Here is a 23,883-nt window from a genome sequence, read left to right as displayed (position 1 = left end):
GCGCATCTGCTCCTTATCTAGCCGCGCATTCGAGCGCGGCCGCCCCTCCTGTGTTGAGGGGCTTTTGTGTGTCCGGGGCCTGCCATGAACCCTGGGCACCCATTCGGAGCGGTGAAGCGATGGTGGATGGAGAAGACGGTCACCAGTGGTCAACAGACAGGGCAAGAAACAGTGAGCATAAATCCCACGGTGGAAGAGCCGGACGCCGGTACGTACAGTTTCGCTGACATCGAGGCGAAGTGGCTTCCTGTGTGGGAACAGCTTGACACCTTCACACCGGTCGATGACGGCAGTAGGGAACGCCGCTATGTGCTGGACATGTTCCCCTACCCCTCCGGGGACCTTCACATGGGGCACGCGGAGGCCTTCGCGATGGGTGACGTCGTTGCCCGCTACTGGCGGCAACTCGGTTACGACGTCCTGCACCCTATCGGCTGGGATTCCTTTGGGCTCCCCGCGGAGAATGCCGCCATCAAACACAACGCGCACCCGAGCGAGTGGACCTACGCGAACATCGACACCCAGGCGGCGTCCTTCAAGCGCTACGCGATCAGCGCCGACTGGTCCCGGCGCCTCCAGACCTCGGATCCCGAGTATTACCGCTGGACCCAGTGGCTGTTCCTGCGCTTCTTTGAAAAAGGGCTCGCCTACCGCAAGGATCATCCGGTCAACTGGTGCCCGAAGGACCAGACCGTGCTCGCGAATGAACAGGTTGTCAATGGTGCGTGCGAGCGCTGCGGGAGTCCCGTTACAAAGAAGAGCCTGAACCAGTGGTACTTCCGCATCACTGACTACGCAGACCGGCTGCTTGAAGACATGGAACCGCTGGCGGGACACTGGCCGGAACGTGTGCTGGCGATGCAGCGGAACTGGATCGGCCGGTCGGAGGGCGCGCACGTCACCTTCACGATCGAGGCCGACGGCACCCTGCCGGCTACCGATGTCGCCGTCTTCACCACGAGGCCGGACACGCTCCACGGTGCCACGTTCTTCGTTGTAGCCGCAGACGCGGATCTCGCCGCGGACCTGGTGACCCCCGAGCATGCTGCCGCACTGTCCGATTACAGGGCGAGCGTCAACACGCTCAGCGACATCGAGCGCCAGTCCACCGAACGCGAGAAGACCGGCGTCTTCACCGGACGCTACGCAGTAAACCCGTTGAATGGGGAGAAGCTGCCGGTGTGGGCCGCCGACTATGTGCTCGCGGACTACGGCACCGGTGCAATCATGGCCGTTCCTGCACACGATCAGCGTGACCTCGACTTCGCGCGGGCCTTCGATCTGCCCGTGCGCATGGTGGTGGACACCGGGGAGGAGGATCCGGCGGTCTCCGGCAAGGCGACCACGGGGGAGGGGACGCTGGTCAACTCCGGCGAACTGAACGGGCTTCCCAAGGATGCCGCGATCCAGCGGGCCATCGAACTGGTCGCCGCCCAGGGTACCGGCGAGCGCACGGTCAATTATCGGCTGCGGGACTGGCTGCTCTCACGTCAGCGCTTCTGGGGAACGCCCATCCCGATCATCCACTGCGGTGCATGCGGCGAGGTTCCCGTCCCGGATGAGCAGCTTCCGGTACGCCTGCCCAGCGACCTGCGCGGAGAAGACCTGGCACCGAAAGGCACGTCGCCGCTCGCAGCAGCGACGGACTGGGTCAACGTCCAGTGCCCACAGTGTTCGGGACCGGCTACCCGGGATACGGACACCATGGACACCTTCGTCGACTCGTCCTGGTACTTCCTGCGCTTCGCCGATCCGCACGCCACCGACGTGCCGTTCGACTCCGCAAAGGTCAATGAGTGGCTGCCGGTCGGCCAGTATGTCGGCGGGGTGGAGCACGCCATCCTCCACCTGCTCTACAGCCGGTTCTTCACCAAGGTCCTGTTCGACCTCGGGCTGGTCAACTTCACGGAGCCTTTCTCTGCCCTGCTCAACCAGGGCCAGGTGCTCAACGGCGGCAAGGCAATGAGCAAGTCGCTGGGCAACGGTGTGAATCTTGGTGAGCAGCTCGACCGCTATGGCGTGGACGCCATCCGCCTCACAATGGTCTTTGCCTCCCCACCGGAAGACGACGTGGATTGGGCGGATGTTTCGCCGTCGGGCTCTGCAAAGTTCCTCGCCCGCGCGTGGCGCCTCGGCGCCGATGTGACGTCCGAGCGCGACTCCGATGCCGCATCCGGGGATCGCGCGCTGCGTTCGGTCACCCACCGCACCCTTGCCGAGGCTGGTGACCTGCTGAAGAACAACAAGTTCAATGTGGTCGTCGCCAAGGTCATGGAACTGGTGAACGCTACCCGCAAGGCGATCGATTCAGGAGCGGGCGGTGCAGACCCTGCTGTCCGTGAAGCAGCTGAGGTCACGGCGATCATCCTCAGTCTCTTCGCTCCGTACACCGCGGAGGATCTCTGGGAACGCCTGGGCCACCCCGCGTCAGTGGCGGCTGCCGGTTGGCCCGCTGTGGATCACTCACTGCTGGTTCAGGACACTGTGACGGCTATCGTCCAGGTTCAGGGCAAGGTACGGGACCGCCTCGAAGTGTCGGCGGACATCACCGAGGATGCGCTTCGTGAGCTCGCCCTCGATTCCGCGCAGGTCCAGCGAACGCTGGACGGCAGGAACATCCGGACGGTAATTGTCCGGGCGCCGAAACTGGTCAACATCGTTCCGGCCTGACCGGCCGGCGAGGAGATTTCGCCGTGGCATGGTTTGACCGCCGTGCAGGCCGCGCCGCCGTCGGTAGAGAACCGGCGGCGGAACCGACGACGGCGGTCGTCACCGATTCCGCCGCCGCCTTCCCGCCGGCATGGGTCATGGGAGGCGGTCCTGCGGAAAACGTCGCTGTCGTGCCCATGCCGGTCATCATCTCGGGCCGCCATTATGGTGAAGGGGCTGACAACCTGCTCGAGCCGCTCGCAGTGGCTCTCGCGGAAGGGGCGGAGGTGCGCACGTCGCGTCCGTCGCCGGGCCACTTCCAGAGCGTTTACCGGAGGCTGGAGCGCGAAGGCGCCAAGGAGATTGTCTCGATCCACCTGTCGGGCAGATTGTCCGGAACGGTCGACGCCGCTCGCTGGGCTGCGCGCACTGTGTCCATCCCGGTGCATGTGGTTGATAGCGGTACCGTCGGCATGGCTCAGGGGTGCGGGGTTGCGGCGGCGGCTCTTGCGCTGCGCGCCGGAGCGACCGCCTCAGAGGCCGCGGACCGTGCCGCGGTCCTGTGCGCCGGAACAAGCGTCTTGTTTTACGTTCCCAGCCTTGAACAGCTGCGGCGCGGTGGACGGATCGGGGCTGCCGCCGGCTTTTTCGGCGCATTGCTCGCGGTAAAGCCCCTTCTGGTTGTGCGGGACGGAGCGATCGAACCACTCGAAAAGGTGCGCACTGCGGCACGAGCCCGACAGCGCCTTGAGGAACTGGTGAGGGAGGACCTTCACCGGCGCCCATCGGGCAGCGTCGCCGCATACCATTACTTCGGCAACAGGTCGCAGGCCGAGGTTGCCGCTGAGCGGGCGCCGGACGGTGCCGATGCCGTGTTGACCCCGCTACCGGCCGTCCTGGCTGCGCACACCGGTCTCGGTGTCCTTGCGGTGGCGCTGTCCGACCCGCTCCTGACGCAACGCGTCTGATCCTGCACTCCACACAGGCTCCGCTGCGGGTGGGTTGTACACATAGCGACCGGCGGGGCCGCTTGGCAAAGCGTATGTTCCTACGCTGATGCCATGGCAAGGCACCGCTGGGCAACGGGGGAGCGCGTGTCCAGCCCGGACCGGCTGGACCGTGTCCTCAACCTGAATCGCGCGCAGACGGTCGCAGAAGCGGAGCCCGTTCCAGGAGCCGGGCAGAACCCGGTAGAAGTTCGGGCAGCAACTGACGGAGGCCGGGACCATGCAGCACCGGACGGTACTGGCCGATTCCGCCAGCCGGGCGCTGAAGAACCTGCCACGCCCAGCGAGGATCGCCGGCGCCCGCACCGGCGATGGGTGGCTACGCGCCGGGCCGCGCTGGTGGCGGCGGGCTGCACCCTGGTTGTCGGCGGCTGGCAGTTCGTCAATACCGACAGCAAGCCCGCCGAGGTGGTGCCGATCAGGCCGCAGGCTTCCGGCACAGCTGACCCGACGGCCGGCTCGGAGGCTTCTGCGGATGCCTCGGAGGCCGTGCCCGTCGAGGAAACGCAGGAAGCCGGTTCATCCGTACAGGGTTCAGGCTCCGCCCACGCAGATACCGTTCTGGTCCATGTTGCAGGAGCTGTGCAGGCACCCGGAGTAGTGGAGCTCGCTGCCGGGTCCCGCGTTTTCGAGGTCCTGGACAAGGCGGGTGGCGCGCTGCCTGAAGCGGAGCTGTCAGCGGTCAATCTGGCAGCCGTGGTGCAGGACGGACAGCAGATCCTGATTCCCCGTACCGGGGAGCCCCTGCAGCCACCCGCCGGCGCGTCCGCACCGAAGCAGGGGGCGCAGGACGTGCTGGTGAACCTGAACACCGCCGATGTTCCGGAACTCGAGGAACTTCCCAGGGTGGGGCCGGTCCTGGCCGAGCGCATTGTCGAGTGGCGGACCCAGCACGGTCCCTTTGCACGTCCCGAAGACCTCGACGCTGTGCCGGGCATCGGCCCCGCGATGCTCGAATCACTTGTGCCGCTGGTGACCGTCTGAATGACATCGGCAAGGGCAGGGCGGTGGGAGCATCTGGTGCGGGCCGCCGCTGGGGCGCGGTCACCAACCGGTGTGCCGGGGGACCGGCGCGGGGACCGGTCAGCCGGTCCGCGCGCGCGCCGTGAAGCACGCAGGCGGAAGGAACCGGCTGCAACCCAAGCAAGTCCGGCACGGGACCTCAGGCTGCTTCCGGGAGCGCTCGCGGCCTGGGGAGCAGCAGCGTTCGCTACCCGTTTGGAGGCGCAGGATGCACTGGTATTGGGCGGGCTGCTGGCCCTTGTAACCATCGGTTGCGCCGTCGTCGTCGTGAGAAGCGGGAGACATTTACCCGTAGCGCAGGTGCTGCTCGTCTTCCTGGGCGCGGCAGCGATGGTGTGCCTTGCCGCTGCCTCACACCAGTATCAGCGCTCCTCCCCTTCGCTCTCCGCCGCAATATCAGACGAGGCGCATTTGACCGTGAAGCTACGTGCAGTATCGGACCCCCGCGAGGCGTCGACAGCTGCGCCGGACGGTACTGCCCGCTGGATCCTCGAAGCGGAGCTTCTGGAAGGAACGTTCAACGGGTCGAGGTTCACGGCCAGCACGCCGGTTATGGTGATCGGTAGTACGGAATGGAGCGCAGTAGCGCACGGTGACGTCGTGCGTTCGGCTGGGCGGCCGCTCGCGACCGAGCCGGGCGCACGTGCAGGAGCACTGCTGATTGCAACAACGGCACCGGCGCTGATGGCGGACGAGCCACCAGGAGGAGTGCTGGTCGAGCGGCTGCGAAACCGTTTCCTCACGCTGTCATCCGCTACCTCCGTTCCCGACGACGGCTTGATGCCCGGGATGGTCATCGGCGCGCGGTCCGCCGTCGGGCAGGATCTGGTGGAGACCATGAAGGCAACGGGCCTGACCCACCTGACAGCTGTTTCGGGCGCGAACTGCAGTTATGTGCTGGCGTTTGTGTTCCTTCTCTGTCGCGGGTGTCGACTGCCGCGGTGGGCTGCCGCCACGGCGGGAGTGGTTGCCCTCGTCGGATTTGTGCTGCTGGTGCGGCCTGAGCCGAGCGTTCTCAGGGCCGCCGTCATGGGCGCCATCGGAGTGCTGGCCGTCCTGACCGGCCGCGGGCGGCTGTCCCTGACCCTTCTGTTTCTGTCCATAGCCGCACTTCTGGCCGCAGATCCTTGGCTTGGTGTCGAGTACGCGTTCGTCCTGTCCGTCGCCGCCACCTCAGGCCTGGTGCTCGCCGGCCCTGTCCTGGCCGCCCGCCTGTCCTCGGTACTTCCGGTGTGGGCGGCACAGTTGGTCGCAGTTCCGCTTGCCGCCCAGCTGTTCTGCTCACCCATCCTTGCCCTCATCCAGCCGAACCTGCCGACCTATTCCTTGCCCGCCAATATTGCGGCTGCTCCGCTCGTTCCCTTCATCACCATCACCGGGATGGTGGCCGTTGTTCTGGTGGCTCTCGCTCCCTGGGCGGCGGCGCCGTTCGCCGCTACAGCAGGGTGGGCAGCGGTCGGCGTCGCAGAAATCGCACGGTTCTTCGCCGCGGCCCCGCTCGCCGCCATTCCCTGGCCCGGGGGATGGGGAGGTGCGGTCCTGACGGCCCTCATCAGCGGCGTCGTCCTGGTGGCTGTGGTCTGGGGGCCCGCGTTGGTCCGAGTCATCCGAACGGCGCATTCCGTGATGCTCGCGCCGGAGCAGGTGCCGGCAGGAGAGTCGGGACTGAAGAGTGCGCTGATGCGCATGTCAATCTGGGTCTCCGTCGGCTGCGTGCTCGGCGTTGTCGCCGTCTGGGTCTGGACTGGCGCGGTCGGGCGGAATTCCGCGGACTGGACCGTTGCGGCATGCGACGTCGGTCAGGGGGACGGGCTGGCTGTCAGGACCGGCCCGGACAGCGCGCTCGTGTTTGATGCCGGCCCTGATCCGGGTCCGATGGACGCCTGTCTTGATCGTCTCGGCGTCAACACAGTCGACGTGCTGGTGCTGACCCATCTGCACGAGGATCATTTCGGCGGAATAGCCGGGGTGTTCCAGGACCGAACTGTGGGCCGCGTGCTCTACTCCACATCCGAAGACTCCCTGCCCGACGTCGTGACTGAGATCACCTCAAAAGCCGGCATAGAAGCGGAGTCGGCTTCTGCCGGACTTGCAGGCAGGTTAGCCAACGTTTCCTGGTCGGTACTGTGGCCGGGACCCGGACCTCCCGCAGATTCAGAGAACAACGCTTCCGCAGTAGTCCTCGTAACGGTGGAGGGCGCCGCGGGGGGACCCGGGCTCACGATCCTTCTCACGGGAGACCTTGAGGAGGACGCCGCTGCACGTTTCCTTGCAGGACATGCGCACCTTGCTGCCTCCGGAGTGGACATCCTCAAGGTTGCGCACCATGGCGCCCGCAATGGCGGGGCTGAAATCATCAACGCGGTCTCGCCGAAGCTTGCGCTCATATCAGCCGGACGGGAAAACGATTACGGACACCCGCATCCGGAAATACTCGACGCCCTCGAGACGGCGGGCGTACACGTCGCCCGTACCGACCTGCGCGGCACCATCCTGCTCACGCTCCGGGGCAATGGCATACACCTGGACTCGTCGCGATGAGTTGGATGCACCGCGTCCCCGTGGCAAAGTTGAGCCAGCCCATCCCTCCATTGATCAGGAGCCGCATCCGTGTCCCCAAACCCCGCAGCATCGGTGACTGTGAGCTGGCGCGAGGTCACGCCAGCGCCCGTCATCCTGCTGCTCGGTCCGGAGGAGTACCTCGCCGGCCGTAGTTTCGAGGCCGTCCGCCACCGAATGCGGGAAACGGAACCGGATGCCGAGACAGTCCGGCTTGATGCCGCCCACTATGAACCCGGATCCCTGATCATGCTGGGAAGCCCTTCATTGTTCGGCGGTACGCAGATCATCGAAGCGCGCGGGTTGGCACAGATGAACGATGCGTTTCTCCAGGATGCCCTGCAATACATCCCGCAGCCGGCCCCGGACGTGGTGCTCGTGATGCACCACGCAGGCGGCACGCGGGGCAAGAAACTCCTCGATGCGCTGAAAGCGCAGAAGGCCGTTCTGGTTGAGTGCCAGCCCCTGAAGAAGGATTCGGACAAGGCTGACTTCGTTACAGCGGAATTCCGCACCGCACGACGGCGCATCGAACCGGACGCGGTGCGTGCCCTGGTGGCCGCCGTGGGATCGAGCCTGTCCGAGCTTGCGGCGGCGTGCCACCAGCTCGCTTCGGATTCCGAAGGCGCGGTCTCCGCTGAGCTGGTGGAGAAGTACTACGGGGGGCGGGTAGAAGTCACAGGCTTCAAGGTGGCAGACGCCGCGCTCGCAGGCCGCGGCGGACAGGCACTGACCATGCTTCGTCATGCCCTCTCAACCGGCGCGGATCCCGTGCCGCTCGTCGCTGCGCTCGCAATGAAGCTGCGCGGAGTGGCGAAAGTCTATGGGGTCAGGGGCAACTCCGCTCAGCTTGCCAAGGAACTCGGCATGGCGCCCTGGCAGGTTGACCAGGCCCGCCGCGAAGCCCAGCGGTGGACCCCGGATGGCCTGAATCACTGCATCCAGGTCCTTGCCGAAGCTGACGCCCAGGTCAAGGGTGAGGCGAGGGACCCCGTGTACGCGGTTGAGAGGGCTGTGACAGCCATCGCATTGGGCGGGTCCCGCTAGCTTGGGATTTGGACTGAGCATCCTTCTGGGTTAAACAGCAGTGGCCGGCCCGAAGGCCGGCCACTGCGCTGGTGAAGCTGTGTAACTGAAGGGCAATCAGCCGAGGTTGTTGACCCTCTTGGCGATGCCCGACTTGCGGTTGGCCGCATTGTTCTTGTGCAGAACACCCTTGCTTACGGCCTTGTCGAGCTTGCGGTTGGCCACTGCAAGCGCAGCCACTGCCTTGTCCTTGTCGGTAGACTCCACAGCGGTGGTTACGGCGCGGATGGCGGTCTTCAGCTCGGACTTGACCGAGTTGTTGCGCTGGCGGGCCTTCTCGTTCGTGAGAATGCGCTTCTTTTGGGACTTGATATTTGCCACGTATTTAAGACTCTCTTTGTATTGCGGACTGGTCTGAGGGATTTCGGTGCGGCCATTGACTGAGCGGCGTGGGGATACCGGGCGGCCGAGCCGAAGTGCCCGTCGACCTGCGCGGACACACAGCTATACAGGCTACCAGAACGGGCGCGGCTTCGCGCTCCGGGCGCGTCCGGAGGATCCGCGCAGCTACATCAAGGCGCGCTCGTCCAGCAAGGGCCGCTCGTTTCAGGAACGTTCCTCATACCGGGACATGACGCGGTTGAAAAGCAGACGGTCCAACGTCGCGCCGATCCGACGCACGGCTCCGGGGTCGATCGTCAGGAGGCGTTTCACATAGACCTCGCTGGGCCGGCCTCGGCGGTCCCAGGACCCGCTACCTATGTCCACATAATCGTCGTGCCGGCTCCGGGCATTATTGCGGTCCCGGGAGGTGAGCATGAGTGCGAGCAGCGAGCTGCCATCCCTGCCGATAATCAGCACGGGTCGGTCCTTGCCCTGGCTCGGATCGTCCTCGTACGGCACCCAGGTCCATACAATTTCGCCGGGGTCGGCAGTGCTTCCCGGCTCCGGCGCATAGGCCTCTGGAGTGTTGCGCTGCGTGGCGGGGCGGGAAGCGATCGACTTCAGTGCCGCCTTGGCAAGACGGAACAGTGACTGTCCTAGTGAGGTCATCCGGCCAGCGTACCGGCCAGATTGCGGGCTCGAGACGTCCCCATGGGACAATGGAGACTGTACTTTCCGCGCGGGCTGCAGCCCCGGCGTCGTCGTCGTTCTTCCGCGGATTTTCCAAACTGTCCCACAAAGTAAGAGGTACGTCAGTGTCACCCATGGCCCGCACAGCTCCGGTGCCCGCTGCCACGGATCCCGCGATCATCAGAAATTTCTGCATCATCGCCCATATCGACCATGGCAAGTCCACCCTTGCGGACCGGATGCTCCAGCTCACCGGTGTGGTGGAGCAGCGGGATATGAAGGCCCAGTACCTGGACCGCATGGACATCGAGCGTGAACGCGGGATCACCATCAAGTCGCAGGCGGTCCGCCTGCCCTGGGAACTCGACGGCGTCAGCTACGCGCTGAACATGATCGACACTCCCGGCCACGTCGATTTCACCTACGAGGTTTCGCGGTCCCTTGCGGCATGCGAGGGCGCGATTCTGCTCGTGGACGCCGCGCAGGGGATCGAAGCGCAGACGCTCGCCAACCTGTACCTTGCCATGGAGAACGACCTCACGATTATTCCGGTGCTCAACAAGATCGACCTCCCGGCCGCGCAGCCTGAGAAGTACGCAGCGGAGTTGGCGAACCTGATTGGTGGTAATCCCGAGGACGTGCTGCTGGTCTCGGGAAAGACGGGCGTCGGTGTGGAGGCACTGCTGGACAAGATCGTGAGGGACCTTCCGTCGCCGGTCGGGGATGCGAATGCGCCGGCCCGTGCAATGATCTTCGATTCCGTCTATGACACCTACCGCGGCGTGGTCACCTATGTCCGTGTGGTCGATGGCCACCTGAGCCCGCGTGAGCGCATCCAGATGATGTCCACCCGCGCCAGTCATGAACTGCTTGAGATTGGTGTCAGCTCGCCGGAGCCTACGCCGTCCAAAGGTCTTGGCGTGGGTGAAGTCGGTTACCTCATCACCGGGGTCAAGGATGTCCGGCAGTCCAAAGTCGGTGACACGGTCACCAATCTCGCGAAGCCGGCTGCGGCGTCGCTGAGCGGGTATGCGGATGCCAAACCGATGGTCTTCTCGGGGCTGTACCCACTCGACGGCGCAGACTATCCGGTGCTTCGTGATGCCCTGGAAAAGCTGATGCTCAATGATGCCGCGCTGATCTATGAGCCGGAGACCTCCGCAGCCCTGGGGTTCGGTTTCCGCGTGGGCTTCCTCGGCCTGCTGCATCTGGAAATCACCCGGGAACGGCTCGAGCGTGAATACAACCTGAGCCTGATCTCCACAGCACCCAACGTCGAGTATGAGGTGACGCTCGAGGACAAGAACGTCGTCCATGTCACCAATCCCAGCGAGTACCCCGTGGGCAAGATCGCTGCAGTTCGCGAACCAATGGTTTCCGCGACCATCCTTGCACCCAATGAATTCGTCGGCGCCATCATGGAACTGTGCCAGAGCCGGCGCGGCGTGATGGGCGGAATGGACTATCTTTCCGAGGACCGCGTGGAGATCCGGTACCGGCTTCCACTGGCGGAGATCGTCTTCGACTTCTTCGACATCCTCAAATCGAGGACCCGCGGGTATGGGTCCCTCGATTGGAAGGCCGACGGTGATCAGGTGGCGGATCTGGTCAAGGTGGACATCATGCTCCAGGGGGAACAGGTGGATGCCTTTTCCGCGATCACCCACCGCGACAAAGCCTATGCGTACGGTGTGATGATGACGGGTAAACTGCGCGAGTTGATTCCGCGGCAGCAGTTCGAGGTGCCGATCCAGGCGGCCATCGGGTCACGGATCATTGCGCGGGAGAGTATCCGGGCCATCCGCAAGGATGTCCTTGCCAAGTGCTACGGCGGTGATATCACCCGGAAGCGAAAGCTGCTGGAGAAGCAGAAGGAAGGCAAGAAGCGGATGAAGATGGTGGGACGCGTCGAAGTGCCCCAGGAAGCGTTCATTGCCGCCCTGTCGTCGGATGAATCGAAGGACAAAGCCAAGAAGTGACGACGGCGCCTATCAGGGAACGCAGCATTGCCTAGTACTTTGCCCCTCGGTGAGCCTGCACCGGCCGACGGGCGGCTGCCTCCATCAGCTGTTGCCGGTTCACGGGACCGTGCTTTCGGACTCTACGTCCACATCCCCTTCTGTGCGGTCCGTTGCGGGTACTGCGACTTCAATACCTACACGGCTGCTGAGTTGGGTGGGGGAGCGTCGCAGGCCAGTTATGCACTCACGGTCGAGCGGGAGCTCGAATTCGCCGCGGGAGCGCTTGCGCAATCCGGCATTGCGCAGCGCGCGCTGAGCACGGTGTTTTTCGGTGGCGGCACGCCCACGCTGCTTCCGTCGCAGGATCTTGCACGGGTTCTGCAGACGGCGAAAAACGTATGGGGCCTCGCACCCGGGGCCGAGGTGACAACGGAAGCCAATCCGGATTCGGTGACCCCTGAATCACTGGCGGAACTGGCCCGGGCAGGCTTCACGAGGGTGTCCTTCGGCATGCAGTCCGCAGTACCGCATGTCCTCGCCGTGCTCGACCGCACGCACGCTCCGGAGCGGGTCCCCCTGGCGGTTGAATGGGCACGCGCTGCGGGTTTGAAGGTCAGTCTCGACCTGATCTACGGAACACCCGGTGAGGAGTTGTCGGACTGGGAGAGCTCCCTCGAAGCGGCGCTCACCCTGGAACCGGATCATCTGTCTGCGTACGCGCTGATCATCGAGGACGGCACCGCCCTGGCCCGGCGGATCCGCCGCGGTGAGGTGCCGATGGTCGACGACGACGACCACGCGGACAAGTACGAAATTGCTGAGAACATGCTTCGTGGGGCCGGAATGTCCTGGTATGAGGTAAGTAACTGGGCCCGCACTGGCGAGGATCAGTGCCGCCACAACATTGCGTACTGGAAAGGCCACGACTGGTGGGGAGCCGGTCCGGGCGCCCATTCCCACATGGGCGGCACACGGTGGTGGAATGTCAAGCATCCCGCCGCCTATGCGCAGCGCCTGGACACCGGCGCATCGCCCGCGGCCGGCAGAGAAGTACTGGACGAAACGGCTCGCTACGTCGAGGACGTTCTCCTACGCTCACGGTTGGCCGAGGGGTATCCTGTGGCTGACCTCCAGCCGGAGGGACGTCACGCGGTGGCCGGGTTGATCGCGGACGGGTTGATAGAGCCGGCGGATGCTTTCAAAGGTGTTGTGCGCCTCAGCGGACGGGGACGGCTGCTCGCTGACGCCGTCGTCCGGCGGTTGTTGCCGAACTGAGCGGCTAGTGGAAAATCCTCAGGTTGAAGGGGTAGCGGTACGGCTTGCCCCGGTTGACGTGGATACCGGCCGCAACGGAGAACGCTGCCAGCATCACCCAGATGAGCGCATTGAGGACGGCGAAGATCCCGCCGATCCCGGGTATCAGGGACAGCAGCAGGCAGATCCCGGCAATGATGCTTGGCGGGAAAGTGAAGTTGAACGCTTCCTTCGATTCCTGCTCGGTGAAGGCGCCCCGGTCGCGGAAGATCAGAAAAATGATCAGCGACGGCACAAACCCCAGGATGCCGAGGAAGTGGGACAGCGTTGCCCACTGACGGTCTTCCGACGGACTCAGCGGTGGCGCACTGGAACTGGCACCCTGGAACGCGGGATCAGAGTCCCGGGGCGCCTGTCGTGACTGGGCGTCCCCGTGCCGGTCTGCGCTGTTAGGCAACGGTACTTCCTTCGGGCTGTTCGGACTTCACCGCTCACACAAGCGGAACTTACTTCCTCAAGGGTACTTGGTGTACCGGCCGGGCGCAGTCGCGTGTGCCGCGACGAAGCCTTCAATGGCTATGCGCCGGCTCCCGGTGCAGTGAGGAAATCAATGACTTCCTCGACGCGCCCGAGCAGCGTCGGTTCGAGATCAGCGTAGGTGCTGACGCCGTTGAGGATGCGCTTCCAGCCGTTCGCGGCATCCGCCTGCGTGGAGTGCGGCCAGCTTAACCGGCTCAATATCCCCGTCTTCCAGTCCTCGCCGCGGGGTATTACCGGCCAGGCATCAAGACCAAGAGCACGCGGCTTCACAGCCTGCCACACATCGACGTAGGGGTGCCCGACAATCAGTACGTTCCCGGCGGCGCCCGCCACCGTCATCGCCCCGGCCGCGATCCGGGCTTCCTTGGTGCCGGGCAGTAGATGATCGACGAGGATACCCAGGCGGCGTCCGGCGGAGGGAGCAAAGTCCCGCACGGCTGCTGCCAGATCGTCTACGCCATGCAACGGCTCCACCACGATGCCCTCAACCCGCAGGTCGTCTCCCCACACCTTCTCCACCAGCTCGGCATCGTGTTTGCCCTCGACCCAGATCCTGCTGGCCCGAGCCGTGCGCGCCCGCGCTCCGGCAACCCGGACAGAGCCCGACGCCGTTCTCAGCTGTGCTGCTGACTGCGCGCGGGCAGGAATCAGTTCCACCGGCGAACCTTCATGGTGGAAGCCGAAGCCGAGCGGAAAAGTGCGTCGCTTGCCGCGGCGGTCCTCAAGGACCATCACGTGCATCCCACCTGCCTTCTCCGTGCGCAGGATCTCCCCGACGAATCCGCTCTGCACGTCTTCAAGGACGACGCCGGGACGGGCTTCGACCTTGGCGGCCGGGGCGGCCCGGGGTCCGGTAAGATCCTGTGCTCCCCACTCGTGATACGACATGTGACTTCGCTCGCTTCCACAAATCCCTGCCTTCGGAACAGGCAGAGCCAATGCTAACAATCGCCTCGATCGTATTAGACTTGGCACTTAGGTGTGTTGAGTGCTAACTCAGAAACAGGGCAGGAAAGTACATCGGAGGTGAACATGAGCGAACCCAGGCGGCTTGAAGTCCTGCGGGCCATCGTTGAGGATTACGTCCATTCCCGCGAGCCGGTGGGATCCAAGGCGCTGGTCGAGCGCCACAGGCTGGGCGTATCTTCGGCAACAATCCGCAATGACATGGCACTTCTGGAAGAAGAGGGCCTGATCACAGCCCCGCATACCAGTTCCGGCCGCATCCCGACCGACAAGGGTTATCGGTTGTTCGTCGACCGGATCGCCGAGGTCAAGCCGCTGTCGGCCCCGGAAAAGCGGGCTATCCGCGCACTCCTCGAGGGCGCAGACGATCTCGACGACGTCCTCGACCGCACCGTCCGCCTGCTCGCCCAACTCACCAACCAGGTTGCGGTCGTGCAGTACCCGCACCTGGGCACGGCCTCCGTCCGCCACATCGAACTCGTGCTGCTCGCTCCCGGTCGCGCGCTCGTGGTGCTGATCTCCACGAACGGCGCTGTGCAGCAGCGCGTAGTGTCCGTGCCCGCCGAGGCACAGGAAAATGACCTGGCCGACCTGCGCCAGCATTTTCTGGAAAGGGTTTCCGGTGTTCGTCTGCCGTCGGTTCCCCAGGAACTCGGTGCGTGCATTGCGGATCTTCCCCCCTCGCTGCAATCTCTCGGCCAGGCAATTGGACACAGCCTCGAACAGTTGTCAGCCGCTAACAGGGAAGACCGGATCGTGCTGGCGGGCACGGCCAACCTCGCCCGCTCAACCCTCGACTTTCCTTTAACCATTGGTCCGGTCCTGGAAGCGCTTGAGGAACAGGTTGTCATGCTTCGGTTGCTTTCCGAGATGGGGCAGGATGCTCTGGGCATCTCGGTCCGCATCGGCCGGGAGAACCCGTATGGCGGTTTGGCCGAAGCCTCCGTGATTGCTACCGGCTATGGACCGGATTCACTGGCAAAGGTGGGAGTGCTTGGCCCCACGAGAATGGATTACCCGACCACCATGGCCGCCGTGAGAGCGGTGGCCCGCTACCTTTCCCGCATCCTCGATGAATCTTGACCGGATGACGGAGCCCATGAAGCCCAGCCGCTCACGCGGTGAGATAACAGGAAGTGATGTGCAGGAGTGAGTAATCACTACGAGGTCCTTGGCGTTGCACGCGACGCCAGCGGCGAAGAAATCAAGAAGGCCTACCGGAAGCTTGCCCGCAAGCTCCACCCGGACGTCAACGTCGGCACGGAAGCAGCTGAGGAGTTCAAGCTCGTCACGCGCGCGTACGAGGTACTCTCGGATCCCCAGAAGCGGCGCGTCTACGACACCACCGGTAATGAAAACGGCACCGACAATGGATTCGGTGCCGGTTATTCCGGCTCGGGCTTTGCGTTCCAGGACATTTTCGAGACATTCTTCGGCGGAGGCGGTCCCAGCGGCCCCCCATCCCGAACCCAACGCGGTCAGGACGCGTTGATAGCCGTCCGGATCGACCTGAAGGATGCAGTCTTCGGTACCAACAAGAAGATCGAGGTAGATTCAGCGGCGGTGTGTCCTACCTGCGATGGATCCTGTACCCAGCCGGGCACTTCCCCGCGAACCTGTGATATCTGCGGCGGATCCGGTCAGGTGCAGCGTGCGGTTCGGTCCATCCTCGGTCAGGTAATGACGACGGCGACCTGCGGCACCTGCCAGGGGTACGGAACCGTCATCCCGCATCCCTGTAACGAATGCAATGGGGATGGCCGCATCCGTTCCCGCCGAAGCCTCACCATCAAGGTGCCCGCGGGTGTCGCTACAGGTACCCGTATCCAGCTAGCCGGCCAGGGCGAGGTCGGCACGGCCGGCGGTCCCCAGGGCGATCTCTACGTAGAGATTCGGGTCAACAGCGACTCGACCTTCCTTCGTGAGGGCGACGACCTTCACGCGACCCTGAGCGTGCCGATGACAGCTGCGGCCCTCGGCACCAACGTGATAATGAAGAGCTTCGACGGTGATCAGGAACTCACGATCAAGCCCGGCACGCAGTCGGGCGAAGTGATTACCCTTCGCGGCCTTGGGGTGACCCACCTGCGCGGATACGGCAGAGGGGACCTGCTGGTGCATTTGAGCGTGGAAACGCCGCGGAACCTCGACAGCGGACAGGAAGAACTGCTTCGGCGCCTTGCGGAAATGCGCGGCGAAGAATTTACCGAGGGCCAGCTGGCGAGCAGCGGATCAGGAGTTTTTGCCCGCCTTCGTGAACGCCTCGGGAATCTATAGCCGGGTTATCGGACAATGACCAACCAGGCCTTCTTCGGCAATCCGACCGATGTGCAAACCGCTGCCGTCGGCGGCAGTCTGACGCTGCGCGGTCCGGAGGCGCATCATGCCGCAGCCGTGAAGCGGGTTAGGCCGGGTGAAGAGATCGATGTCCTTGATGGAGAAGGACACCGCTTGAGCTGCACCGTTGTCGAAGCAACTCACGGTGCAGTGGTGGTGACCGTGGACAGGCTCTCATTCGATTCGCCTCCCGCGATGCGGCTGGTCCTGGTGCAGGCGTTGGCGAAGGGGGACAGGGCGGAACTGGCAGTTGAGGCGGCGACGGAACTCGGTGTTGACGCGGTGCTTCCCTGGCAGGCGGATCGAAGTATCGTACGGTGGCGTGCCGAGAAGGCAATCAAAGGCCGTACCAAGTGGGAGTCCCTCGTTCGTGCCGCATCGAAGCAGAGTCGGCGCGCACGTGTGCCGGAGGTACTCGATGCGCTGGACACCAAGGGCCTGGGACACTGGCTGGGCGGCGTGCAGCACCCGGTTGTGCTACACGAGGAGGCGAGCGAGTCGCTCGCGGAATACTGGGGTCGGAGTACGTTAGCAACGTCGGAAACGCTGGCCGTGATTGTGGGTCCGGAGGGCGGTATCAGCCCCGAAGAGCTCGGTGTATTGGCCAACGCAGGGGCGGTTCCGGCGCAACTTGGTACCAACGTACTGCGAGCTTCAACAGCGGGACCCGCGGCCATCGCGGTACTGAATCACCTGGCCGGACGCTGGTAGCTGCGCGTCAGCGGACGCTGATCAGTTTGTCATCGGTCACCACGCCGGCGGCCGGGCCTGCTTCGGCGGATGGGCCGGCGGCTTCGTACACCTCGAGGAGAAAAGTTCCCGCCTCCAGCGCAACGCTGAACTCGTATAGTCCGACAGCGCCGGTTCCAGCGTCCACGGGAACCGTTCCGCTGACAACATCTTCGGCGGGGACCCCACCGCCATCTACGCGCCGCACCCGCCACTCAAGGGCAGCATCCGTCGTCGTGGTGCTGCCCTGGACTATAACCGTTCGATCGGAGCGGACTGAGCTGTCCTGCGGGTTGATGATCCACACGGGCGCAATAGCGCCGACGTCCCGTTGGAGCAAGGAACTCAGCTCGATGTGTCCAAAAGCGCTGTAGCCCGCTTTGCCGTCCACCAGCAGGCGGACACTGCTGGGACTTCCGCTTGCAATCAGACCGGAATTGGCGGCTGCAGCCGTTGCCGTGTAGACAAGCTGCTGCACCGCACGCCCGGCGACTGCTGCATCGATGCCGGTGGTAAAGGCGTCCGAGGAGATGTCGATCGTGACCACATTGTCGAGTGAAATCGAAGTGTTGACAGCCGATGCTTCCTGCCACGGGCTGTAGTAATCGTCATCGAGCGGCTCCGCGCTGGTCATCGCCCACACGGCAGCAGCAATCGGATCTCCAGTTGACTCAGCAGGAAGGAACTCGCGATAGAGGAGCCCGTTGGCATCTCCGAGCCAGTAGACAGGAAGGAGCGGGGCGGCGTCCGGGGCCGCGGGACTTTGGAGATCGATTTCGGGCAAGCTGGCAGTCGACTCCAGCAACACTTCTGCCTCTGCTGCGATCTCGGAGGTCGGCTCATTCTGCCCGCCGATCGTGCAGGCCTGCAGGCCCAACGCCGCGGCGACGAGTATGGATCCCTTCCACCGGCGCCCGGAGGTCCGTCGGTTGAGGAGAGGAAGAACGCCCATGCGTGTCCGTTCCTCTCATTCGTCGGGCCGATCGATTGTCGTGCAGCGTAGGTCTGGGCGTCGCCAATCAGTGGTGACGCCAACAGGAACCGGAACTGCACGGAGTTCTACTTCAGCTTTGCATAGGTAGGAGCCCCTGCCCTGTGCTTTTTCCGAATCGCGGCCTGACTGAAACGCTATTGATATCGGTCCGTTGCGTTCCTGAGATTTTTCCGTGCCCGGCCAAACCCCGGCTCCCTTGGCGCCGCATCCAGGTGAGCGGCAACAGGACGGCGGCGGTACGCTAGTAGAAGGCCTCGTCATGGGTCTGAACAAGCACACAACCGGATGAACCGGAAAATTCGGCGGCACAAGGAGAGATGGAAGGCCTACAGGCCGATACTATGACCGATTCTGCAGTGGGTATGGGGGCAGCGGGCCTGGACAGCCGGGTCGTCCAATTCGAATCAGCTGAACAGATGGTGCAGGCCCTCGGAGCCAATGATGAGGCACTGGCCATGATCGAAGGAGCTTTCCCTGGTATCAGTCTGCACGTGCGGGGAAGTGATCTTTCCATCACTGGGCCGGCAACCGACGTTGGGCGCACTGAGCGGCTGATCAGCGAGGTCCGCACGCTTGCCGCCAACCAAACACCGGTGACCGCGCAAGTACTGGAGCAGCTGCTTTTTATGCTCAAGACGCAGGGCGCGGCCAAGCCGGCCGAAGTCCTGTCGATGAACATCCTTTCCTCGCGCGGACGCACCATCCGTCCAAAGACGGTCAACCAGAAGAACTACGTCGAGGCAATAGATACGCACACTATCGTTTTCGGCATCGGTCCGGCGGGTACGGGCAAAACATACCTGGCAATGGCCAAGGCGGTCCAGGCGCTCCAGCACAAGGAAGTCAACCGCATTATCCTGACGCGTCCGGCGGTGGAAGCGGGGGAGCGCCTCGGTTTCCTTCCGGGCACTCTCAACGACAAGATCGACCCTTACCTGCGCCCGTTGTACGACGCGCTGCACGACATGATGGAACCTGATTCAATTCCACGCCTGATGGCCGCCGGAACTATTGAGGTTGCGCCGCTTGCCTATATGCGCGGCCGAACGCTCAATGATGCCTTCATCATCCTCGATGAAGCGCAGAACACCACTCCCGAACAGATGAAGATGTTTCTGACCCGTCTCGGCTTTGGTTCGCGGATGGTGGTAACCGGAGATGTGACCCAGGTCGATCTGCCCGGCGGGACCAGTTCAGGGCTCAGGATAGTCAGTGACATCCTGCAGGGTGTCGAGGATGTTGCGTTCTCCACACTGGATGCCACCGACGTCGTGCGCCACCGGCTGGTGGGAGACATCGTGTCCGCCTACAGCCGGTGGGATGAGTCACAGAGAGTGGCTCTGAACGGACGCCGCGGTCCAGGGAAGGCGACCCGTAATGAGCATTGAGGTGAATAACGAGTCAGGCTTCGAGGTGGATGATGAGGCGCTGGTCAGGCTCGGTCGCCACGTGCTTGAGCGTCTCTTTGTGCATCCGGAGTCGGAGCTGTCGATCATCCTCGTTGACATTGACGCCATGGAAAAGCTTCACATCGAATGGATGGACGAGCCGGGGCCAACCGATGTTCTGTCCTTCCCCATGGACGAGTTGAGGCCTGGTACGGCCACGCGTCCCACGGATTCGGGCATTCTGGGAGATGTCGTCCTCTGTCCAGAGGTGGCCCGGACCCAGGCGGACAACGCCGGACACAGCATGAACGAGGAGCTGCTCCTGCTCACAACCCACGGCATGCTTCACTTGTTGGGGTTCGATCACGCTGATCCGGAAGAGGAAAAGGAGATGTTCGGCCTCCAACGCGAGCTCCTGACCGATTTCCTGGGAGGCAAAGCGCCACGGGAAACCACCCAGTGAGACTTTTCCCAGCGTCGAAGCAGTCCATCAGATGATCGTGTTCCTCCTGGCCCTGATGGCAATCGTGTTTGTGTTGATTGCCGCGTTGGTTACGGCTGCCGAAGCGGCTTTCAGCTATCTTCCCCGCCAGGACGCTGAGGCTCATCTTGACGGGCCCAAGGGAGAACCTGTCCGCCGCGTCCTCGAATCGCCCGTAGCACACATGCATGCGCTACGGTTTTGGCGCGTCTGGTTTGAGATGGCCGCCGCAGTCGCCGTTGCGCTTCTTTTTGCTGATGTGCTGGACAACATCTGGGTCGCGGGACTACTGGCCACGGTGACGATGGCCGGCCTCGGGTTTGTACTGGTAGGTGTGTCGCCACGGCAGCTCGGCCGGACCAACGCAGCAACCCTGGTGCCGTTGACCGCCCGCCTGGTTGGTGTCCTGCGGTCTATTCTGGGTCCCGTTCCTCGCTGGTTGGTCGGCATCGGCAGCGCACTGTCGCCGGGGTCTGCCCGGGCTGAGGCGGCGTTTTTCACGGAAGAGGAGTTTCGGGAACTGCTCTCACGTGCCAATGAAGCGGAGATGATCGAGGACAGCGAGGCCGAGTTGATTCATTCGGTGTTTGAGCTGGGAGATACCAAGGTGCGGTCTGTCATGGTGCCGCGCACGGACATGGTGTCGGTCGAGGCCGGATCCACACTCCGGCAGGCGATGTCCCTCTTCCTCAGGTCCGGATACTCCCGAGTGCCCGTAATCGGCGACAATGCGGATGACGTCCGGGGCATTCTGTACCTGAAGGACGTCGTTGCTGTCCTGAACGGAAACAATCCCAGCGATAGGGACCCGGTGGATGGTGTCTGCCGGGATGTCCGCTATGTTCCTGAGTCCAAGCCCGTGGGAGATTTCCTTCAGGAACTGCAGCGCGAATCAACACATGTGGCCATCGTCATCGACGAGTACGGCGGTACGGCGGGACTCGTGACGCTGGAGGACCTGATCGAGGAGATCGTCGGCGAGATCGTCGACGAGTACGACTCCGAGGTACCCGAAATGGAACAGTTGTCCGAGGGCGGATTTCGCGTCAGTGCACGCATGAGCATCGACGATCTGGGTGAGCTGTTCGACCTGGAGCTTGAGGATGATGAGGTTGACACCGTCGGTGGACTTTTGGCGAAGACCCTCGGACGGGTGCCCATCGTCGGGAGCGAGGTCCAGGTCGGTGACATCGCTCTACGTGCGGAACGGGTCGAGGGGCGCCGCAACCGCGTATCCCACATCCTTGCATGGAGGGTCGAACGGCCCACGGATGAGGACGCACGAACAGATCAGGACAACGGATTTTCGAGGGAAACGGTGGAAAACAAATGAGCACGCAGCAGTATCGCGCGGGGTTCATCTCGCTGGTCGGCCGGCCCAACGCAGGGAAGTCAACCCTGACGAATGCACTGGTGGGGCAGAAGATTGCCATCACTTCGGCCAAACCCCAGACCACTCGGCACACCATCCGCGGGATTGTGCACCGGGAGGACGCGCAACTCATCCTGGTCGACACCCCGGGTCTGCATCGACCACGAACTCTTCTCGGCCAGCGTCTCAATGACTTGGTTGCGGATACTCTGGCGGAGGTCGACGCCATTGGGTTCTGCCTGCCCGCCAACGAACAGGTGGGACCGGGTGACCGCTACATTGCGGCGCAACTGGCGCAGCTGTTGCGGAAACCCGTCATCGCTGTCGTCACTAAAGCAGATCTCGTGAGCAAGGAGGCGCTTGTGCGCCAGTTGTTAGCGGTGTCTGAGCTGGGACGCGAGGTGTTGGGCGAAGCGGGGTGGGCCGACGTCGTGCCTGTGTCCGCAGTTGACGGGTACCAGGTAAGCACGGTTGCCGATGTCTTCGCGTCGCACATGCCCCAGTCGCCGCCGCTGTACCCCGATGGTGCTCTCACCGACGAGCCGGAGGCCGTGATGGTCGCTGAGCTAGTGCGGGAAGCGGCGCTTGAGGGTGTTCGTGATGAGCTTCCCCACTCGCTCGCGGTCGTCGTTGAGGAGATCGTCCCGCGCGAGGGGCGCCCCGAAAACAATCCGCTGCTCGATGTCCGGGTGAATCTTTACGTCGAGCGTTCTTCGCAGAAGGCCATCGTCATCGGAAAGGGCGGCGCACGACTGCGCGAGGTAGGGACTGCCGCAAGGAAGAGTATTGAAGCTCTACTCGGCACCAAGGTCTATCTCGACCTCCATGTGAAGATTGCCAAGGACTGGCAGCGCGATCCCAAACAGCTCGTGAAGCTCGGTTTCTAGCCGGTGCTGATCGCCTCGGGGCACTTCAAGCGGCGCTTGCTCGTTGAGCTACAGATGCCCGGAGCACAGGGGCACCAAGTCTTGAATCACATCGAAAGGGCCGAGCGTCATGAGTGAATCCGGCGGTGAGCGGAACGGCTCCCCGGATGGCATCCGTCTGGGGACCGGTGGCCGGCATCTCGGCAAGGGACGTCCGCGCGTCCTGCAGATAGTCGCGATCTCGCTCGTTGCGGTACTCGTGGGTGCCATCGCATTCGTGGCGCTTTCAGTGGTTCGCCTCCAGGGGAATGTAGCCACCGAACCCCTCAACCTTTCCACCGACGGTGAATCCCAGCTGCCCGTCGACCTCAGCAGGGATCCCGTGCAGATTCTAATCATCGGCAGTGACACCCGCGCCGGGCAGGGTGCGGACAGCGAGCCAGAGGATGTCGAGGGTCAGGCGGATGTCATGATGCTCATGACGATGTCCGCGGACCGGAGCAACGTCACCATGGTGAGCTTCCCCCGGGATCTGTTGGTTCCGCTGCCGGCTTGCGAGAACCCGGAAACCGGTGCAACCAGTCAGCCGATGGCGCTGGGACAGCTCAACAGCTCCCTCGCTAACGGCGGTCCCGGCTGCACCGTCGCAGCCATCAACGAAATCACGGGTCTGCAGATCGACCACTTCATGATGGCTGATTTCAACGCGGTGACTGAGCTTTCGAAAGCAGTGGGCGGTGTTGAAGTCTGCGTCAATCAGGCCGTCGACGACGAATTTTCCGGATTGAAACTGCCGGCCGGTACCAGCGAGGTGGAGGGTGAGCAGGCCCTGGCATTCCTGCGCACACGGCATAGCTTCGGCACCGGAGGAGATGAGGGCCGAATCCGCGCGCAGCAGGCTTTCCTGGCGTCACTGGCACGGAAAATCAAGGAGGAAGGCACGCTGAGCAACATCCCGCGCCTCTACTCCATTGCGGAGGCAGTCACTCAGAACCTGACGGTCGACGACGGTCTCGCCGAGATTCCGGAGCTGCTCAAACTGGCAGGGCGCCTGCAGGAGGTTGACCTGGGAAACGTGGCGTTCGTGACGGTCCCCGTTGTGCCCTATGAACTTGACCCGAATCGCCTCGTCCTGGATGAGGACAAGGCTGATGACCTGTTCGCGGCTCTTCGCGCCGACCGGGACATCACCAAGCCGGTACAGGAGCCCTCGCCGTCAGCAAGCGCGAGTCCGGAGACGGACCCGTCGGGCACGCCTGAGCCGACCCCGGAACCTGAACCCACCCCGACCGTCGAAGAGCTCGGTTTCGATCCGGCGTTGGTCCCGCTTACTGTGCTCAACGCTTCCGGCGAATCCGATCGCGGGCAGGAACTGCAGGAAGTGCTGCTCGCAGAGGGCTACGTACAGGCCACTGTCGCTGACGCGGACGATCGTCCGGCTACCCAACTGTTTGTGGGCCCCGGCTACGAGGGAATAGCGCCCGTCATCGCAGAACTGTTCGGTCTGGCTGATGTTCAGGTAATCCCGAGTGCAACAACTGTGGGACTGGAACTATCCGTTGGCAGCGACTTCACCGAGGGGGAGACTATCGAGGCCCAGGGCGTTGCCGGCGACCTGAGCGGCCAGACGGCCGCCCAGGTAACCTGCCAGTCCTGA

20 protein-coding genes are annotated in these 23,883 nt (G+C 63.6%); 15 read left to right on the top strand and 5 right to left on the bottom strand.

The features are described 5' to 3' along the window. Positions 1 to 171: 171 nt before the first annotated feature. From leuS to holA, 5 genes are all read left to right on the top strand, one after another. Positions 172 to 2,670 (top strand): leucine--tRNA ligase, encoded by a 2,499-nt coding sequence (gene leuS, locus AC1MBU_RS10610; RefSeq protein ID WP_277359477.1) that lies wholly within the window; start codon positions 172 to 174, stop codon positions 2,668 to 2,670. A gap of 23 nt (positions 2,671 to 2,693) precedes the next feature. After that, on the top strand, positions 2,694 to 3,617 hold the full coding sequence (locus tag AC1MBU_RS10605; RefSeq protein WP_346028250.1) for a DegV family protein: 924 nt from the start codon (positions 2,694 to 2,696) through the stop codon (positions 3,615 to 3,617). A 93-nt stretch (positions 3,618 to 3,710) separates the two neighbouring features. Beyond that, positions 3,711 to 4,640, top strand: a complete 930-nt coding sequence (locus tag AC1MBU_RS10600; RefSeq protein WP_346028251.1) for a ComEA family DNA-binding protein — start codon at positions 3,711 to 3,713, stop codon at positions 4,638 to 4,640. Beyond that, on the top strand, positions 4,641 to 7,220 hold the full coding sequence (locus AC1MBU_RS10595) for a ComEC/Rec2 family competence protein (protein ID WP_346028252.1): 2,580 nt from the start codon (positions 4,641 to 4,643) through the stop codon (positions 7,218 to 7,220). It begins immediately after the preceding gene. 69 nt (positions 7,221 to 7,289) lie between these two features. After that, positions 7,290 to 8,285: a DNA polymerase III subunit delta gene (gene holA, locus AC1MBU_RS10590; RefSeq protein WP_346028253.1), complete on the top strand. Its 996-nt coding sequence runs from the start codon at positions 7,290 to 7,292 to the stop codon at positions 8,283 to 8,285. 96 nt (positions 8,286 to 8,381) lie between these two features. Here the strand turns inward: holA and rpsT are convergent, their stop codons facing one another. Together rpsT and AC1MBU_RS10580 are read right to left on the bottom strand one after the other, a co-directional pair. Beyond that, positions 8,382 to 8,645 carry a 30S ribosomal protein S20 gene (rpsT, locus tag AC1MBU_RS10585; protein WP_056549477.1) on the bottom strand — a complete coding sequence of 88 codons (264 nt, stop codon included), beginning with the start codon at positions 8,643 to 8,645 and terminating at the stop codon, positions 8,382 to 8,384. Between the two features lie 225 nt (positions 8,646 to 8,870). Continuing rightward, positions 8,871 to 9,317 (bottom strand): type II toxin-antitoxin system PemK/MazF family toxin, encoded by a 447-nt coding sequence (locus AC1MBU_RS10580; protein WP_277357089.1) that lies wholly within the window; start codon positions 9,315 to 9,317, stop codon positions 8,871 to 8,873. Positions 9,318 to 9,463: 146 nt separating this feature from the next. Between AC1MBU_RS10580 and lepA the strand changes: the two genes are divergently transcribed. Both lepA and hemW read left to right on the top strand, forming a co-directional pair. Continuing rightward, the gene (gene lepA, locus AC1MBU_RS10575) at positions 9,464 to 11,317 is read left to right on the top strand and encodes a translation elongation factor 4 (RefSeq protein ID WP_200954827.1); all 1,854 of its coding nucleotides are present in this window, start codon (positions 9,464 to 9,466) and stop codon (positions 11,315 to 11,317) included. Positions 11,318 to 11,344: 27 nt separating this feature from the next. Beyond that, positions 11,345 to 12,574 (top strand): radical SAM family heme chaperone HemW, encoded by a 1,230-nt coding sequence (hemW, locus tag AC1MBU_RS10570; RefSeq protein ID WP_471671724.1) that lies wholly within the window; start codon positions 11,345 to 11,347, stop codon positions 12,572 to 12,574. A gap of 4 nt (positions 12,575 to 12,578) precedes the next feature. On the opposite strand, the gene AC1MBU_RS10565 is transcribed toward hemW, so the two are convergent. Then, a complete protein-coding gene (locus AC1MBU_RS10565; RefSeq protein WP_479787178.1) occupies positions 12,579 to 13,010 on the bottom strand; it encodes a DUF4870 domain-containing protein in 432 nt (143 codons plus the stop codon). Between the two features lie 119 nt (positions 13,011 to 13,129). Further along, positions 13,130 to 13,981, bottom strand: coding sequence for a DUF3097 family protein (locus AC1MBU_RS10560; RefSeq protein ID WP_479787177.1), 852 nt, complete (start codon positions 13,979 to 13,981; stop codon positions 13,130 to 13,132). A 144-nt stretch (positions 13,982 to 14,125) separates the two neighbouring features. Here AC1MBU_RS10560 and hrcA point away from each other — a divergent pair, with 144 nt between their 5' ends. The 3 genes from hrcA to AC1MBU_RS10545 all read left to right on the top strand — a co-directional run bounded on the left by hrcA (position 14,126) and on the right by AC1MBU_RS10545 (position 17,107). Next, positions 14,126 to 15,142, top strand: a complete 1,017-nt coding sequence (gene hrcA / locus AC1MBU_RS10555; protein WP_056549616.1) for a heat-inducible transcriptional repressor HrcA — start codon at positions 14,126 to 14,128, stop codon at positions 15,140 to 15,142. Between the two features lie 66 nt (positions 15,143 to 15,208). Continuing rightward, positions 15,209 to 16,336: a molecular chaperone DnaJ gene (gene dnaJ / locus AC1MBU_RS10550; RefSeq protein ID WP_277357092.1), complete on the top strand. Its 1,128-nt coding sequence runs from the start codon at positions 15,209 to 15,211 to the stop codon at positions 16,334 to 16,336. Between the two features lie 15 nt (positions 16,337 to 16,351). Next, a complete protein-coding gene (locus AC1MBU_RS10545) occupies positions 16,352 to 17,107 on the top strand; it encodes a 16S rRNA (uracil(1498)-N(3))-methyltransferase (protein WP_479787176.1) in 756 nt (251 codons plus the stop codon). A gap of 7 nt (positions 17,108 to 17,114) precedes the next feature. Here AC1MBU_RS10545 and AC1MBU_RS10540 read toward each other — a convergent pair whose 3' ends face one another. After that, on the bottom strand, positions 17,115 to 18,077 hold the full coding sequence (locus tag AC1MBU_RS10540; protein WP_277357094.1) for a GerMN domain-containing protein: 963 nt from the start codon (positions 18,075 to 18,077) through the stop codon (positions 17,115 to 17,117). A gap of 383 nt (positions 18,078 to 18,460) precedes the next feature. Between AC1MBU_RS10540 and AC1MBU_RS10535 the strand changes: the two genes are divergently transcribed. The 5 genes from AC1MBU_RS10535 to AC1MBU_RS10515 all read left to right on the top strand — a co-directional run bounded on the left by AC1MBU_RS10535 (position 18,461) and on the right by AC1MBU_RS10515 (position 23,883). Beyond that, a complete protein-coding gene (locus AC1MBU_RS10535; RefSeq protein ID WP_082566156.1) occupies positions 18,461 to 19,507 on the top strand; it encodes a PhoH family protein in 1,047 nt (348 codons plus the stop codon). Beyond that, entirely contained in the window at positions 19,497 to 19,970 is a 474-nt protein-coding gene (gene ybeY, locus AC1MBU_RS10530; protein WP_277357095.1) for an rRNA maturation RNase YbeY, read from the top strand. The genes AC1MBU_RS10535 and ybeY overlap by 11 nt, the downstream gene beginning before the upstream one ends. 31 nt (positions 19,971 to 20,001) lie before the next feature. Then, a complete protein-coding gene (locus tag AC1MBU_RS10525; RefSeq protein ID WP_277357096.1) occupies positions 20,002 to 21,321 on the top strand; it encodes a hemolysin family protein in 1,320 nt (439 codons plus the stop codon). Continuing rightward, positions 21,318 to 22,247, top strand: coding sequence for a GTPase Era (gene era, locus AC1MBU_RS10520; RefSeq protein WP_277357097.1), 930 nt, complete (start codon positions 21,318 to 21,320; stop codon positions 22,245 to 22,247). The genes AC1MBU_RS10525 and era overlap by 4 nt, the downstream gene beginning before the upstream one ends. 109 nt (positions 22,248 to 22,356) lie before the next feature. After that, positions 22,357 to 23,883, top strand: a complete 1,527-nt coding sequence (locus AC1MBU_RS10515; RefSeq protein ID WP_277357098.1) for an LCP family protein — start codon at positions 22,357 to 22,359, stop codon at positions 23,881 to 23,883.

The organism is Arthrobacter sp. PTI12 (genome assembly GCF_056679915.1).
The sequence above is the reverse complement of the archived record's forward strand: the minus strand, read 5'-3'. Positions and strand labels throughout refer to the sequence as shown.